Origin of the sequence: Hyphomicrobium methylovorum (assembly GCF_013626205.1) — a bacterium.
GTDB classification, from domain to species: domain Bacteria; phylum Pseudomonadota; class Alphaproteobacteria; order Rhizobiales; family Hyphomicrobiaceae; genus Hyphomicrobium_B; species Hyphomicrobium_B methylovorum.
This window is the reverse complement of sequence record NZ_QHJE01000001.1, coordinates 2,781,966-2,798,505: the sequence shown is the minus strand read 5'-3', so window position 1 is coordinate 2,798,505 and position 16,540 is coordinate 2,781,966. Positions and strand designations below refer to the sequence as shown.

Below are 16,540 nucleotides of genomic sequence, written 5' to 3'. Positions count from 1 at the left end.
CTTCTGTCTAAAGCCTTCGGCTCCATCTTCCTCGTTAAGATCTCTCAGAACTTGCTGCGAAGCTCCGTGCGGAAGCCGAAGTTATCGTCTCCATGTTCCTGGATTTGATACGTCGCGTCGGCGCGGAACAGCCAAGACCGCGTGATCGGAATCTGATAGCGAACCCCAAATCCATACTGCGCATGCCTTGCGCCGATGCCGTCATTCTCGAACGGCTGGACTGTCGCAACCTCGAATACGAGTTGCTGATCCAGATTGAAAAGATACTGCAAACCAAGCGCGCCACCGAATGTGTTGGACGCCGTATCGTCCAGTTTCGGATACCCGGTTAGCGCGTCAGTCTCAAAGTTGATGCCGACGTTCTTCAGAATACCCGCATTGTTTCCGTCAACCAGCGGCTCGGGCTTTCCGAAGCCGACAAAGAAATTAGCGTAAGGAAGAAGTGTACTCGGCAGCGACGTGATCAGACTGTTTTCTGAGATGATGGCCAGACCGTCGCCGTTCCCTCGCCCATCGTCACCGAAGTTCGCAAACACGCGCGTCGAGTTGGAAATCGTGTTGGCATAGCGCCGAGAATACGCGGCCGTCAGAAAGTGCTGCTCGACACCCTCTTGGATGCCTGTGCCCTGCAGGAAGCCGTAACCCGCTTCGACGTATCCGTTAAAGGCATCGACGAATGCCGTAACGCCGAAGAGATGAGCGTTGTCGTTGTCCACCGTCCCATTCGCCCGCGTGAAGCTCGCATTATCAATGTTATCGAACGCGGCGAAAAAGGTGATGTCGAAGTTTGAAAGCCCCAACGCTGCAGAGTTTTTCGCGGGAAGCGAGACCGCGCCGCCGAGTATCGCGTCGTTCGCCCAAATTCCGTTCTGCAGGAACAGAGGGAAGAGCCCGACGGTAAACGGCAAGTCGAAGCCCGCTTGCTTGCCCGAGAAGCCGGAATAAAGCGAGCCAAAATCACCTTCGAAGAATAAGGTTTGCGGCTCGGCATCAAATTCCGCATTGAATCGCTGATCGCCATCACGGCCGCCAAATTCAAAGCGCGTGAACTTCGCATTTCCATCCTGAAACGGCGTGAAGAAAGCATGGATCCGCTCCGTCGCGGTGATTTTGAAGTCCACGTCGAGATTGAGCCGCGTCGCAACCTGCGCAATGTCCTTCCCGTTGTTCCTATTGTAGGCAATCGCCGTGCGCCAATCGCCATAGACCGCTAAGCCTGGCAGCAGCGGATTCAATTTGCCGAGAACCGTGCTGCTCTCGTCGAATATGCCGGATGTGTACTGCTCGCGACCAACTTCGAGCAGCGGACGCGGCGGCTCAACGGCGCCCTTGCCGCCATAAATATCGAGTTGCTCCTTAGCATCGTATTTCCGCTCATACGTCGGACCAGGCCGGAAAGCCGACTTGGTCGATGTCGTGATTCTCTTTTTGCGCTTAGGTGCTGAAGTCGATTGTGATCCCTTGTCAGATACCTCTTTAGCGCGGGCGTCCTTGTCTGTATCAGCCAGCGCTTTGTCGTTTGCATTCGCGCCAGCCTTCGAACCGACGACATAGGTCTTCGCAATCCAAGTCTCATTCCGGGTGGGATCATTGCCGCTTTTGCCTGTTTCGGTTTCCGCGGCTGAAACGGAGGTCAGCAGGTAACCGCCCGCCATCAGCGCCAGAGCAACTGTCGAAGCCCCCGTAAGGAACCGAAGATCAGCATTCGAATAGCGAGTCACGTAGAAGCTCCAGCGTCATGGCTCCGGCGAGAGTTTTTTCTGCTCAGCTCGCAAGAGTCTTCGGAGATGCTTCGGACCCGCGTTTGGACTGAGTGTCCAAATCCGAAATGCGCTTGTGGTTCAGTGTTAGCCTTTGACGTCAACCTCGACGGCGAAGTCATGGAAGTTCATGATCCGCTCATTCATGGCTTGCTCCATTGCCTTGGTCGCTCCAACGAAGCGCATGAAGTAGATCGGCTCGGCTCGGCTTCGCATGCGAAACGCGAGCTGATATTTGCCCGGCTTCTTGATCAAGCTGGCCGGCACGCGATACGCCGCTTTCTTCTCCGCCAGCGGTGCCAGCGAGTGGTTCTCCATCCGCACCAACGGCGGATGATTGAGAACCGTCGTCGGAATTTGCGGCGGACGAAGTTGCGGCAGCGGATCGATATCGAAATTCACCGGCAAATACATTTCGCGGTCGGTGCCCTTGACGTTCGTCGTCAAGAACTTGGTCTGGAAATGCATGAGCTGCTGATCTGTATCGATGCGCCCGGCAGCAACATCCAGACTGTGCAAATCGGCCATGTCGCCATTGCTGTCGACATATCCCGACTCCCAAATGTTATGCCCATCCGGATCGACGAGCGCGACGTTCACCCAAAGCTGCGGCTGCGCACCTAGCGAACCAGACGGCAGATTGTGCCCCGGATTGACGTTCTTAATCTTGTAAGTGAACGCCAGATCCGTGCCGACACTTGGCGTGCCCTCGATGTATGGCCCATCAACCTTGCTCGAATTCTCCATGACCTTCTTTCGAAGTTTGTCACGTTCATCGAGCTTCGCGATGTTCTCGCCAATGATCTGCCGCGCGTCCTCACGGTCATTCGGATCGGCCCAACGCTTCGGAAATTTGACTTTGATCTTACCGCCCGCAACTTTGTCTTCGAACTGCGCCGTGCCCCAACCCGCGCGCCAATCAAACTTCAACCAGTCCTCGACGCTGGTGGTGAGCGCCTTCGGATTATGCGGAAAGATTCCAGGGTGCGCGATCGAATAACCCGGACCGATAAAGCGGTGATTGGCGTGCCGTCGCCCAGGATTGATCTCCTTACCCCCGACGATTGCTGACGGTGCTTTCGCATACCCATCAGGCTTTCCCGGCGCCTTGCCCATGTGGCAGTCCTGGCAGCTAACGCCTGCTTTGCGAGCCGGGCTATCGCGATACTGATCCCAAACGATCTCAAGCTTGATCCCAAGATTCACCGCCACCTGATGGCAACTGACGCAGAACTCGGACTTCGTGATCTGATCGTTCTTGATCATCCCTTTGTGAATGTCATTGCCGCGACCGTTGGCGCTCGTTTTAACGGAATAGGTCTCCTTATTGGCGCGCACATTCTTGATCGCGCTCTTCTCTCCACTTCCGTAAACCGGTTCGTAGATCTTGCCCGGCTCGACGCGACGCTCGCCGTTGACCTTGCCATATTGCTCCTTGACCCTGTGGCATGTGATGCACGTCACGCCTTCGCGCGAAATCTGGCTACGTTGCCATAGCGGCGTTTCGCGCTTTTCGCCAAGCTGCGTGCCAACCTGTTGGTGACAGCGAACACAGAACGTGCCGACCGTCCCCTGAGTCATTGAGGTGAACTTCTGCTCAAATTTGTGGAACATCGGCGAGATCGACGCATAGGCATGCTGCGACGACGACCACTCATCATAGATCTGCTTATGACACTCGCCGCATTGGGCAGCCGTCGGATAGAGCGATAACGCTTCATCGCTGACAGAGATACCAGCTTCGTCTTTACCGGCAGCCGCTGACGCATCGGGTTGTCCCGTATGCGTAATAATCAGCTGGCGCTGTATTTCGGATTGATCGACCGCCCCGGGTCCGGCGATAGCATCCTGACGAAGCGAGGGTGCACAGATCGAGCCCACGCCCACGACCGCGCAAGAGACAATCGCAAAATTGAATAATCGCTTCATTGCCTTATCCCTGTAATCAATACATGTCAGGGCGGCATATCAATCCAGGTATCGAGGCCAAGAACGAAGATAAACGGCCATACAAACGATTGATGCCTGATCATTTAAAGATATTCGAAAATGGGCCGCGATATGGCCGACCTTTCGGCAAAACCGGAATAAATACCGAGCTCACATCTTGAAATAAAACGAAATGACGACTCTGCCAGAAGATCCAACAAAAATCCGCCGAGCCATGCTTGGGCGCGCCACAAAACCTTGTATTATCGAGGCAATTCGTGAAATCAAAAAGCGCGTTTCGAACAATATATATCTATTGCTCATAAGCCTAATTCCATTTTCCTTTTAATTCGTCACGCCATCCGTCGATCTCAACAAATTCAATTTAGCATTTCTGCATTTTCAAAAAACTCTTCAAAGAACCACTATCTGACCATGATGCCGGATTAGCGAGAAAAATGCCTTTCGCCCGAGTTCCAATTCCGGCGAAAACTCCCGTCGCTCCATAGGAGCGTCACTCGATATCTTTGTAGGATTGCGTAATGTCGAGACATCACCAAGTCACTGTAAATGCGAGCAGCTTTCAAACCCGGCATGGCGAGTTACTGCTCGACGTCGCTTTGAACAACGGCGTAGACCTGCCCTACAGCTGCCGCGCCGGACACTGCGGCACGTGCTGCGTACGCCTCGTATCTGGCAAAGTGCAGGGCGGAAAAGGCGTCGAGTCCGGAATCGTACACGCTTGCCAGTGCCGAATCCTCAGCGACGTGGTGATAGAGACGCGTCAGCAATCCGACGTGCGTACGATTGAAGGCGTACTGAGTTCACTGTTGCCGCTATCGCCGGACGTAATGGAAGTCGGCATCACGACAGACTGCACACTCCCCTTTCACGCCGGACAGTACGCCCAGATAACTTTTCACGGCTTTCCGAGCCGCCCGTTCAGCTTTACCCATCCCCTTCGTGGCAATTCGAAAAGTCGTTCTATTTGGCTTCATGTCCGGCGGATGGAGAGCGGACGCGTCACGTCATCTCTTGGCAAAGACATCAAGGTTGGTCATCGAGTGAAAGTTGCCGGGCCTTATGGCTCGGCGCACTTCCGGCCCAATCTCGACGGCCGGATGATCCTCGTCGCCACCAATACCGGGTTCGCGCCGATCTGGTCTATCGCCGTCGCGGCACTTCGCGAAAATCCCGAACGCCGAATGATGATCATCGCGGGCGGCCGCACGATCGAGTCGCTTTATATGGCTCCGGCACTTGCACAGCTCGCGCGCTTTCCGAATGTCATGGTCGCGCCGATCTGCAGCACACCTCAAAGCTTGACCAACGTCGTGATGCAGGGTCGGCCGACGGAATATCTGCCGCGATTGCTTCCAACCGACGTCCTCTATGCCTGCGGCGCACCCGGAATGGTCGATGCGATCAAGGAGATCGCCGAACGCATCGGCGCGGTTTGCTACGCCGATCCCTTCCTGCCGAACTCCGCCGACCCAGTACAACGAGGTGCGCTCGCGCGCGCCGCGCGACGGCTCACGGAGCCTGCAAGTCAGCCGAGACGCCGACGCATTGATGATTACACGCGCATGCACAGCAACGACCTGATACTGCCGCATACGCTTGCCGATGCAGGATACGATCGTTGAGCGGAGCGCGACTGGTCGCCGTGGGCACGAATAGAACAATCCGACATCTCGGTTCTCGCAACACCCGACTGCGGTCGCTCGCGACGAAACTTTCAGGAGTGCTGATGATTTTCGGCTTTGCCGCTTACAGCGCCGCTGCATCTGATCCGACCAAGACGGTCGGCCCGAACGTCTGTGCCGAATGTCACAAGCAGGAAGTTGCGGCTTGGAAGGGCTCGCATCACTTCAGCACGTTCCGCAACATGCCGCGCGATCTCGAAGCGAGCCAGATTGCGAAACGAATGGGCGTACGGCGCATCAAGTCAGAAAGCTTATGCCGTGATTGCCATTTCACTGTGCAGCAGAAGACGACTGAACAAGAAGCAATCGCAGGCATCTCATGCGAGTCATGTCACAGCCCTGCGAAAGATTGGATCAAAGTCCACAGCAGTTACAGCGGCAAAACAGCGAAGACAGAAAGTAAGACGGAGGCACAAGAGCGTTGGAAGCAGGCCGACTCCAAAGGAATGATCCGGCCTCGCGCAATCTATCAGCTTGCAAAGAACTGTTATGGTTGCCACGTCGTGCCGCGCGAGGACCTTGTGAACAAAGGCGGCCATCATGCCGGCAGCGCGTTTGAGCTCGTGTCCTGGTCACAAGGCGAAGTTCGGCACAACACTTGGCACTCCAAGGGCAAAGAGAATGTGCCGGCAAACGCAGCGCGCAAGCGCATGCTTTATCTCGTAGGTCTCGGCGTCGAACTCGAAACCGCATTGCGCGCGCTCAGCAAAGCGACTGAACGAAAGCCCTATGCATTCGAAATGGCGTCACGCGTCGACCGGGCGCGCAAGCTGCTCGCGGCGGCAGCGAAAGCCGCCCCGAATGTCCCGGAAATTTCGAAGATCGTCGAATTTTCTCATTCCGCTGGATTGAAGCTGAACAATGAAAGTCGCCTGACGGCTGCAGCAGATGGCATCTCCAAACTCCTCGAGCGCATCACCGAGACATACGACGGCAGCACAATGTCCGGTTTGGACAGCTTCATTCCCAGACCGGACAAATTCAAAGGCGCCGCAAGAACCGCCGCCGACGTAAGCGCACCCCATTGAACATAGTCGAGGGGCAAGCAGCATGGGCCTGACGGGGAAACAAATGCCGCGATGGGTGGCGTCAAGAAGCAACCACTCGCCGCGCGGGCCAATCGCGAAATCTCAGCGCGCTTTGGGCTATTTCGTAAGCCGAAGTCTACTCGCGCTTTCGATTGCGACGATATCCGTCGGTCTGTTCTGGCTCGTCTGGATCTACGGCAACGGGCTTCGCGACCCGCGCTACTTCGACGGCTGGGTACTGGCCGGCGGCATGAGCCTCCAAGTCTGCTTTCACATCGCTATCAAAACGGAAAGTCTGTCACCCAAATCCGCAAGGCGCTGGCAAAAATTCCATATCTTCCTCGGCTATTTGCTCATCGCCGCATTTCTCTCGCACACTGATTTTTCACTCCCGGACAGCGGCTTCGAATGGATGCTATGGGCCGCCCTCGTGTTGGTGACGCTGAGTGGAATCTTCGGCACCTATCTCGCTTGGTGGCTTCACGCGAAGGGCGAAATTCCGGACCGCGTCACCTTTGATCGCATCCCAGAATTGCGTGCCGATCTCGCACGCGACATCCAAATGACCGTAGCGCAAATCGACCAGGACGAACCCGCGCTTCCTTTGCCCACGCCACCCCACGACGCCTGGATCGCGGACCTCTACACCACACACTTGCAAGACTTCTTTGAAGGTCCGCGCAACGCCACTGCGCACCTCATCGGATCCCAGCACCACCTTAAAAAACTGACCCACGAGATCGATAACCTATCGCGGTACGTCGATGCGCGAGGCCAAGAGAAGCTGGCCGCGATCAAGAGTCTCGTCATCGATAAGGACAAGTTGGATTTCGCGCGTGTCTATCTTGGCCTCACCAAAGGCTGGCTGTTCATACACGTTCCGATCACATATTCGCTCGTCGTTATGACGATACTGCATGTCCTCGTCGTCTATGCCTTTTCGTCGGGGGCGTGGTGATGCAGCGACCGTTGTGGAGCAGAGCTTTCCGTCTCCTGAAGCGGGATGCGCCAGCCAAGCCGCAATCGCTGCGCGATCGGATTGCAAAATATACGGCACTGGGAACCCTCGCTTTCGCAAGCCTGGCCTTCATTCTCTCAAACGGCACGCAGCTTCTCATGCCCGGTCCGCTGACGAGCGCCCATAGCAGCATCAAAAATTGCTACGGCTGCCACGCGCAGAGCGGCAACGGAAAGGTGAGCTGGATTCAAGGTCTCATTCCTGGGGAACCACACGCCGATAGCAAGGCCTGCCTCACCTGTCACAACATGCCGGAGACGGCATTCAATCCCCACGGAGCTTCTGTCGATGTGCTGAAGCAAAGCACTGCGCGACTGATGAAAGTTGTATCGAACGTGCCGGCATCCGCGCGCGCTCAAAGCATCGCGTTTCCAACCAATGAAATGGTGTCACACGGGCTTTCCTGCGCGACGTGTCACCAGGAGCACCAAGGCGCCAATTTCAAGCTGAATAAAATCTCGAATGAGCAATGCCGCTCGTGCCACGTCGTGAAGTTCGACAGCTTCGATGGCCAGCATCCAAAGTTCGATGGATATCCGTTTAAAAGACGCACACGCATCGTCTACGACCACGCGGAGCATTTCAATAAACACTATCCCGAAGTCGCGAAGAAGGATCGCGCGAACCTCATCCCCGCCACATGCTCGACATGCCACAACAGCCGCGACGACAGACGCATCATGGCGGTCGCACCGTTCGAAAAAACCTGTGCGGCGTGCCATCTCGACCAGATCACCGGGAAAGAACGAGCGACCGGCCCGAAAGGTATCGCATTTCTCTCGCTACCCGGCATCGACATGCAATCGCTGAAAGACAAGAAAGCTTCGATCGGCGAGTGGCCGAGCACGTCAGAAGCCGAGCTCACGCCCTTCATGCAGATTATGATCGGCCGCACCGCGCGTGGCAGAGCAATTCTCAAAACGACCGGCAGCTTAAACCTTCAGGATCTTTCGCGCGCGAAAGACAGCCAGATCGCAGCGGTGACAAATCTCGTTTGGGAAATCAAATCTCTTTTCAATTCTCTGATCCTCGGAAAAGGTTCAGACGTTCTGGCCGATCTCAATATTTCTGGCGGCGCAAAACTCAGCACGGATCTCGTAACCGCACTCACCGCGAGCATCCCACGCGACGTGCTCGTCAGCGCACAACAACAGTGGCTGCCAAATCTCCCAACCGAGATGGCCAATCTGCGTGTCACGGGCGATCAAAAAGACAGCAGTTGGATCGCAATGGCACCGCAAGCCACACCGGCCGTTGCAGTTTCTGAGGACGCACCCGAGAAAAGCAACACGGCGAATAACGAACCCGGCGCTCATGATGAAACATCGCCAGCGGACACTAGTGATGAGGCTGGATCTCAAAAGGCTGCGAATAAAGCAAACAAACTGGATACCCCGCCATGTGCAATCCGCATCCTCGGCCAGTGCCTGGTAGCGGGCAAAACGGAAACCGCGAGCAGCAAGCACGACACAGATAAAGATACGTCTTCTGCCGCAAAGCGACCTCCGGCAATGAGAGCTGGTCTCAAGAGCGTGGCTCCAGCAGTCGACACCGAAAGCGACGCTGAAAATCCAGTGATGTCGAACAGCAAGGCAAAGCCGACGCAGATAGCCGACAATCAGACTCCGGCGAAATCAGCCGACCAGTCGGACGATCTGCTCTACCCGAACGAAAGCGAGCGCCGCGAAATCAAGGCACTCAACAAAGGCATCAAGAAACCAGCAGAGCCGGATCTATCTGTACCGGGAGCAAAGTCTTTCGCAGACACGGCAGCCAACACCCAGACGCAGGCTACACCGATTATCAGCATCGACAGTGGCGTCGATCCTGAAAGCTGGGCCCAATATGGCGGTTGGTATCGGCAGGACTATGCGATTTTCTACCGGCCGACCGGACATAAAGACAGGTTCATCTACTCGTGGCTTTTCATAACCGGCCCCCAAGCCCCGAAGGGTAATGCGAGTCCGGCGGCAGCCGTTTTTGAGTCACTCATCGGCAAAGACGCGCAAGGCTCTTGCACGAAATGCCATAGCGTTGACGACATTCAAACCAAGGGACGCCTCGTCAATTTCGCTCAATCATCGGCCGAGACAAAACGCGGAAGGTTCACGACGTTCGCGCACCAACCGCACTTCAGCATGACTGAAAATCGCGGCTGCATGACCTGCCACGACCTGGAGAAAGACCGCTCCTATCTGAAGAGCTACGAGCAGGGCAACCCGCACGTTTTTGCATCGAACTTCGGCGGAGTGAAAAAGGAACTCTGCCAGACCTGTCACCAGAGCAACATGACTCGGCAAGATTGCCTCACCTGCCACAAGTATCATGTGAACGGTGTGACCTCACCAATCATGAGCACCAGGATCCCGACGCCTTAGGCAAGTCCGTCAAACTATTTCGCAGGAGATTGGACATGACGCAGCTTTACGTATCGGTCGTAACCGGAACCGCTGCCACGTTGATGGCGATCACGCTGCTGTCGTTGCGCCTCAACATTGATGGACACCGGCCGGTCTTGGCACTTGTGAGACGGTGGGTTGCGACCGGCGCCCGCACGTCTGGTCTCGTATTGGTTCTGATATCTGCGATTGCCGTTTACAGCTTCGCGCGAATTCCGATGGCCGAATTGAGTGAACTCGCTGATACCATCAGCGCGTCGACTCCGATTGCGGAAAGCACCGCAAATGACGTGGACGAAAATTCGGATCAAGCCGCGTTGGATGCTCTGCGCGCATTCACGAAGAAGATCGATCCAAACGCCCATTCCGCAGCGCCGATGTCGACCGCGTCGAACGCCGCCAGCCTGCCTGACGTCAATACGATGATTGCAATGCTTGTCGCACGCCTCGAAAAAGAGCCCGGCGACGTGAAGGGTTGGAAGATGCTCGGCTGGTCATACCTCAATACTGAGCAAGCGGCGGATGCTGAGAAGGCCTACGAGACGGCGCGCAAGATCGATCCGAACGACGTCGAAGCTCAGAAAGGACTTGAGGCAGCAAAAGCAGCGCAGACTGCGAGTGAAACGCCGCTTTCAAATCCCGGCAACATGGCAGCCGAGGAAAACACGGATGCCCAGCGCGACGACATGATCCGCGGAATGGTCGACCGATTGGCCAAGCGGCTTGAAGCGTCTCCGAACGATGAGGACGGCTGGGTGCGTCTGATGCAATCGCGCATGACGCTCGGCGACAAGACAGCAGCAAAAGCTGCATTGGCCAAAGCACTGGAAGCATTCGCCGGTGATCCCGCCGCGAAAGAGCGCGTGAACTCAGCGGCCCGCGAACTCCACGTCGGCGCTGACTAGAAGACGCGTTTCGAACAACGCAATACACCTGATAATGCTCGCGTTTTTCCCTTCAGCTTAGCGGCATCCATAGCCGAGGAGGTGCACGCCCTTGACATTTTTAGCCCGAATGCTTCTATAGAACAAAATAGGAACATTTGGCATGCATCCAGATACCATTCCAGCTCTGCGGGAGCTCCTGGAACGCGAGCGCCCCTCGGGAAATCCAGTAGATCGCATCCCCTTCGGTATCAGCCGGATCGACGAGGTGACAGGCGGCGGACTTGCCCGGCAAGGCGTCCACGAAGTCTATCCCAGCGCTGCCGTCCACTTCGGTGCCGCGACGGGTTTTGCCGCTCTCCTCGCTTTGAAGGCAGCCGGTGCGAAGCCGATCCTATGGGCCCGCCAACAGTTTCTTGACCGCGAAACGGGCAGCCCCAGCGCCTCGGGATTTGCCGAACTCGGCCTCGACCCTGCCCGCCTCGTTTTCGTTCGCGCACCCAACGGTGAAGGCGTTCTGCGGGCGGGTGAGCAAGCCCTGCGCTGCGCCGCGCTCGGCGCTGTCATCATCGAGCTTTGGGGAGAACCTAAAACACTCGACTTCACTGCGAGCCGACGCTTGTCACTGGCATCCGTGAAATCCAACGTCCCGATCTTCATGCTGCGCGCCGCGGCATCCCCCGGCCAAAGCGCCGCCATAACACGCTGGAGTGTTGAATCCCTACCCTCTCGTCCACTCGAAGCGAACGCGCCGGGGCTTCCTGCTTTCAAGTTGAATTTGCTCCGTCACCGCGGCGGCACGACGGGGCATGAGTGGCGTGTGGAGTGGAACCGTGACCGAAAATGTTTCCAAGACCCGCAAGAAAGCGTCGCGCCGGTATCTAGCTCTGTGGTTTCCCTTCCTCTCAGCCGACCGGCTGCAGCGACGCAGGAATGGCGCCGGGCCGGATGAAGCACAGCGCCCTCTCGTCATCGTCGAGAAAGAGAAGGGCGCGTTGCGGATCTTCGCTGTCGATCGGCACGCAGCGCGGCTGGGCCTGGCACCGGGCCTTGCATTGGCCGACGCGCGTGCCCGTATTCCTCAGCTTACCGTCGCCGACAGAGACGCGAAGGCTGACGCTTGGCTCATCGAACGCCTCGAGCTTCTCTGCGAACGTTATACGCCCACCGTTGCGTTCGATCATCCCAATGGCCTCATCCTTGACGTCACGGGATGCGCGCATCTGTGGAACGGTGAGGCGGGTCTACGAACGGAAATCATAGACTGGCTTGCACGCCAAGGCTTCGAAGCGCGCGCCACCATTGCTGGAACGCCGGACGCATCCCGCGCCCTCGCCCGCTTCAGCCGCACCGCCATCGTGCGCGAAGGAGAGGACGAGCGCGCGGTCTCAAAATTGCCGGTTACCGCGCTCGCAGGCTTGGAACGGGAAACGATTGTTGCACTCACACGCGCTGGACTCAAAACCATCGGCGATGTCGCCGCGCGCCCGCCGCAAGTTCTGGCCGCGCGCTTCGGGCAGTCCTTCATAACGCAACTGCACCGCACGCTCAGCCAGGAAATCGCCCCCCTCGCGCCGCTTCGGCCGGAACCTGTCATCTCCGTCGAGCGCCGGTTTGCAGAGCCCTTGAGCCAAACGGAAGCACTTGAAGCTGTCCTCGCAGACCTCATCGCGGAAGCCGCGCGCGCACTCGAAGCCCGTGATGAAGGCGGCCGCACCTTCGAAGCAAGCTTCTTCCGCAGCGACGGACACGTCCGCAGGTTGACCGTCGAGACCGGACGTCCCTCACGCGAAGCTGCAACGATCCTGAAGCTCTACCGCGAACGACTCGACACGCTGGCCGAGCCGATCGAAGCAGGCTTCGGCTTCGATGTCATTCGTCTGACCATCGCCATCACCGAAAACCTCATCGCTGCACAATCGCCGCTGATGAACGTGATGGAAGACGCACGCATGAGGGAAATGGAAGCGGTTGGCGCTCTCATTGATCGGCTCATCGTCCGTTTCGGTCGCGACCGCGTGCTGCGCTTCGAAACGGAGAACACGCACAACCCTTCGCGCGCGGATCGCCTCGTCCCTGCCGATACGATGTTCGCTAAAGTGAAAGCACAAACCTCCTGGACCTCACCAGAAGCGGGCGAACCTCCATTGCGTCCTCACCATCTGTTCGATCCACCCCAGCCCATCGAAGCGCTTGCGGAAGTTCCGGATGGACCACCGCGCCGATTCCGCTGGCGGCGTATGCTGCATGATGTCGTGCGCGCGGAAGGGCCGGAACGCATCGCACCGGAATGGTGGCGGAAGGCGCACGGCGAGCCGGATCGCGATTATTACCGCGTCGAAGACGCAATGGGCTGCCGCTTCTGGATCTTTCGTCAAGGCTTATACGGAGAGGGTCAGGCTCATCCTCCGTGGTTCATACACGGCCTGTTCGCATGACGGGATATACGGAATTTTCCACGGCAACGAATTTCTCATTCCTGCGCGGAGCCTCAACCGCGCGCGATCTCGTGCTGACGGCTCTGCTGCTCGGTCATCGCGGCATCGGCATTGCCGACCGCAACACGGTTGCTGGCGTCGTGCGCGCCTACACCGCTCTGAGGGACATCAAGGAAGGCACCGTTTCTCTTCCTCCCGAAATCGACCCTGTTTGGCTCAAAGAGCAGACAAAAAAATTCAAACTCGCAACCGGCGCACGCCTGGCCTTCACAGACGATGCGCCAGACATTCTCGCATATCCGAAAAATCGTGACGGCTGGGGAGCGCTAACGCGGCTTCTAACCATCGGCAACAGGCGCGCAAAGAAGGGCGATTGCATCCTGACGATCGAGGATCTCCTCACGCACGCGCATGACCTCGTCTTGATCGTCATGCCCGGCCGGAAGCTTGAGGGACTAGAGCATCTGCTTCCTCGCTTGCGCGATGCCGCCCCCCGCTCCGTCTGGCTCGCCGCCTGCATGCTTCGCCGCGGAGACGACCGCCGCCGCCTCGCGCAACTGAAACAGATCGCGGCACAAGCATCCGTCCCCTTGCTCGCGACGAACGACGTTCTCTACGCCACCCCGGAGCAGCGCGATCTGCAGGACGTCCTAACCTGCATCCGCTCGGGCACAACCATTTTCGAAGCCGGGCGAGTTCTTGAAGCCAACGCCGAACGTCACCTCAAGACGCCTGAAGAAATGGCGCGCCTGTTCCGCGATTGCCCCGAAGCCATCGACGAAACGCAGAATGTTCTTAAACAAATCGGCTTCTCGCTCGATCAACTGAAATACGAATACCCGGACGAACCGGTCCCACCCGGATGGGAGCCGCAATCATGGCTCGAAGAGTTGACGCAACGCTGCGCAATCCAACGCTATCCTGAAGGCGTGCCGAAGAAGGTCGCGGACCTGCTGGAATCCGAACTCAAGCTGATCAAACAACTGGAATACGCCCGCTATTTTCTCACCATTCACGACATCGTCCGCTATGCGGAAAGCCAGAGCATCCTGTGTCAGGGGCGCGGCTCGGCCGCGAACTCCGCCGTTTGCTACGTACTCGGCATCACGGCCGTGGACCCCAGCGCACACGATGTTCTGTTCGCGCGTTTCATCTCGACGGAACGCAAGGAACCGCCCGACATCGACGTCGATTTCGAGCACGAGCGGCGCGAAGAGGTGATCCAGTACATCTACGAGAAATACGGACGCCATCGCGCAGGCATCGCCGCCACCGTCATCAGCTATCGGCCGAGAAGCGCCATTCGCGATGTCGGCAAGGCACTCGGCCTCTCCGAAGATATAACGGCGCGGCTTGCCAATACCCAATGGGGAAGCTGGGGAAGCGACATCAGCAACGCTCAGATCCGCCAAGCGGGATTGGATCCGGAAAATCCGACGTTGCGCCGTGCGGTCGATTTCGCGATCCGGATATTGGGATTTCCGCGCCATCTCTCCCAACACGTCGGCGGTTTTATCCTGGCGCGCAAACGCCTCGATGAAATCGTGCCCGTCTGTAACGCCGCCATGGCGGACCGCACATTCATCGAATGGGACAAGGACGACATCGACGCGCTCGGCCTGATGAAAGTCGACGTGCTGGCGCTTGGCATGTTGACGTGCATCCGCAAATCCTTCGACCTGCTGCGCGAGCATGAGGACATCGACTACGACCTCGCCAGCATCCCGCAGGAACAGAAAGACGTCTACGACATGCTCTGCAAGGGAGACTCGCTTGGCGTCTTCCAGGTCGAGAGCCGGGCACAGATGAACATGCTGCCGCGCCTCAAGCCGAGAGAGTTCTACGATCTCGTCATTCAGGTCGCGATCGTAAGGCCGGGTCCGATCCAGGGAGACATGGTGCATCCATATCTGCGGCGGCGCGCGGGATTGGAGGATGTTAGCTTTCCCGCGCCCCTGCACGGCGACCCAAACGAACTCCGGGACGTATTGCAAAAGACCATGGGCGTGCCCCTGTTTCAGGAACAGGCGATGAAGCTCGCGATGGTCGCCGCCAAATTCAGCGATGAAGAAGCCAACGGGCTGCGCCGCGCCATGGCGACATTCCGCAACGTCGGAACCATTGGCACGTTCGAAAATCTGATGATCAGCCGGATGGTGGAACGCGGGTACGAACCGGATTTCGCACGTCGTTGCTTCGGACAGATCAAGGGCTTCGGCAGCTACGGATTTCCAGAAAGCCACGCCGCATCTTTCGCCAAGCTCGTCTACATTTCCTCTTTCATTAAATGCCGCCACCCGGCCGTCTTCGCCTGCGCGCTTCTCAATGCGCAACCAATGGGCTTCTACGCCCCCGCACAGATCGTACGCGACGCGCGCGAACATGGCGTCGAGGCGCGCGCCGCCGACATCAATGCCAGCCTCTGGGACAACACCCTCGAACGAACAGAGACAGGCGCGCTCGCCCTACGCCTCGGCTTTCGCCAGATCGACGGCTTCGCCGAAAGCGACGCTAAGAAACTCATCGAAGCACGCACGAAGCCGTATGCAAGCGTCGAAGACTTGGCCGTCCGCGCGCGCTTGTTCAGTCGGCCGTTGCGTCTCCTTGCGGATGCGGATGCATTCCGCTCGATCGGCCTCGACCGCCGCGAAGCCATGTGGGCCGTGCGCCGTTTGCCGGATGATGACCCGTTGCCGCTTTTTGCCGCCGCCGATGCGCGTGAGCTTGCGGCGGAGCCAGATGCGCAGCTTCCCACGATGCCTCTCGCGGAACACATCACGACCGATTACCAGACCGTGCGCCTTTCGCTGAAAGGCCATCCGATGGAAATTCTTCGCCCCGTCTTCGCCGCCGAACGGATTGCGACATGCCTTGAGACATCGAACAAACCCGACGGCGCGCCGACGCGCACGGCCGGCGTCGTTCTCGTACGCCAGAGGCCCGGCGCCGGCAATGCGATCTTCCTCACGCTGGAAGATGAAACCGGCATCACAAACGTCGTCCTGTGGGCGCGCCTGTTCGAGCGTTATCGCAAAGAGGTGATGGGCGCACGCCTGATCGTGGTCGAAGGCAAGGTGCAGCGCAGCCAGGAAGGCGTCGTCCATCTCATGGCCAAGCGGGTATTCGATCGAACGAACGAGCTTCGCCGTCTATCGGAAGCTCAGGATATGCTCACCGACCCAAATCAAGTCGACGATACGATCCGCCAGCAGACCATGCGCGCAAGCCACCCGCGTGAGGTTCGCATCCTGCCGAAATCGCGCGATTTTCATTGATTGTCGTGCGCGCCGTCACGTCGATCGGCGGCTCGCGATTATTCCGGAATTCGGATTAACACGCGCGCGCAAGCCACGCTCACAACGCCATGTTTTCGCCCAG

General features: G+C 57.8%; 10 protein-coding genes. 8 read left to right on the top strand and 2 right to left on the bottom strand.

Annotated elements, in window-relative coordinates; translation table 11 throughout:
• Positions 1–44: 44 nt before the first annotated feature.
• Entirely contained in the window at positions 45–1,721 is a 1,677-nt protein-coding gene (locus DLM45_RS13440) for a hypothetical protein (protein WP_181337593.1), read from the bottom strand.
• A gap of 126 nt (positions 1,722–1,847) precedes the next feature.
• Positions 1,848–3,689, bottom strand: a complete 1,842-nt coding sequence (locus tag DLM45_RS13435) for a multiheme c-type cytochrome (protein WP_181337592.1) — start codon at positions 3,687–3,689, stop codon at positions 1,848–1,850.
• 542 nt (positions 3,690–4,231) lie between these two features.
• Here DLM45_RS13435 and DLM45_RS13430 point away from each other — a divergent pair.
• From DLM45_RS13430 to DLM45_RS13395, 8 genes are all read left to right on the top strand, one after another.
• A complete protein-coding gene (locus tag DLM45_RS13430; RefSeq protein WP_181337591.1) occupies positions 4,232–5,335 on the top strand; it encodes a 2Fe-2S iron-sulfur cluster-binding protein in 1,104 nt (367 codons plus the stop codon).
• Positions 5,336–5,439: 104 nt separating this feature from the next.
• Positions 5,440–6,423, top strand: coding sequence for a cytochrome c family protein (locus DLM45_RS13425; protein ID WP_181337590.1), 984 nt, complete (start codon positions 5,440–5,442; stop codon positions 6,421–6,423).
• 112 nt (positions 6,424–6,535) lie between these two features.
• Complete coding sequence (locus DLM45_RS13420) at positions 6,536–7,381, top strand: hypothetical protein (RefSeq protein WP_181337589.1); 846 nt, start codon at positions 6,536–6,538, stop codon at positions 7,379–7,381.
• Positions 7,381–9,819 (top strand): cytochrome c3 family protein, encoded by a 2,439-nt coding sequence (locus DLM45_RS13415; RefSeq protein WP_181337588.1) that lies wholly within the window; start codon positions 7,381–7,383, stop codon positions 9,817–9,819. The genes DLM45_RS13420 and DLM45_RS13415 overlap by 1 nt, the downstream gene beginning before the upstream one ends.
• Before the next feature lie 35 nt (positions 9,820–9,854).
• Positions 9,855–10,745, top strand: a complete 891-nt coding sequence (locus tag DLM45_RS13410) for a tetratricopeptide repeat protein (RefSeq protein WP_181337587.1) — start codon at positions 9,855–9,857, stop codon at positions 10,743–10,745.
• Between the two features lie 142 nt (positions 10,746–10,887).
• On the top strand, positions 10,888–11,676 hold the full coding sequence (locus tag DLM45_RS13405; RefSeq protein WP_181337586.1) for an ImuA family protein: 789 nt from the start codon (positions 10,888–10,890) through the stop codon (positions 11,674–11,676).
• Positions 11,558–13,162 (top strand): Y-family DNA polymerase, encoded by a 1,605-nt coding sequence (locus tag DLM45_RS13400; protein WP_343062307.1) that lies wholly within the window; start codon positions 11,558–11,560, stop codon positions 13,160–13,162. Before DLM45_RS13405 ends, DLM45_RS13400 begins: the two co-directional genes overlap by 119 nt.
• Positions 13,159–16,437, top strand: coding sequence for an error-prone DNA polymerase (locus DLM45_RS13395; RefSeq protein WP_181337585.1), 3,279 nt, complete (start codon positions 13,159–13,161; stop codon positions 16,435–16,437). The genes DLM45_RS13400 and DLM45_RS13395 overlap by 4 nt, the downstream gene beginning before the upstream one ends.
• Positions 16,438–16,540: the final 103 nt, after the last annotated feature.

Bases quoted from the DNA above. Each gene is read 5' to 3' on its own strand.
- DLM45_RS13425 (WP_181337590.1), top strand. From the start codon at position 5,440: ATGATTTTCGGCTTTGCCGCTTACAGCGCCGCTGCATCTGATCCGACC.
- DLM45_RS13395 (WP_181337585.1), top strand. From the start codon at position 13,159: ATGACGGGATATACGGAATTTTCCACGGCAACGAATTTCTCATTCCTG.
- DLM45_RS13410 (WP_181337587.1), top strand. From the start codon at position 9,855: ATGACGCAGCTTTACGTATCGGTCGTAACCGGAACCGCTGCCACGTTG.
- DLM45_RS13405 (WP_181337586.1), top strand. From the start codon at position 10,888: ATGCATCCAGATACCATTCCAGCTCTGCGGGAGCTCCTGGAACGCGAG.
- DLM45_RS13430 (WP_181337591.1), top strand. From the start codon at position 4,232: ATGTCGAGACATCACCAAGTCACTGTAAATGCGAGCAGCTTTCAAACC.
- DLM45_RS13415 (WP_181337588.1), top strand. From the start codon at position 7,381: ATGCAGCGACCGTTGTGGAGCAGAGCTTTCCGTCTCCTGAAGCGGGAT.
- DLM45_RS13435 (WP_181337592.1), bottom strand. From the start codon at position 3,689: ATGAAGCGATTATTCAATTTTGCGATTGTCTCTTGCGCGGTCGTGGGC.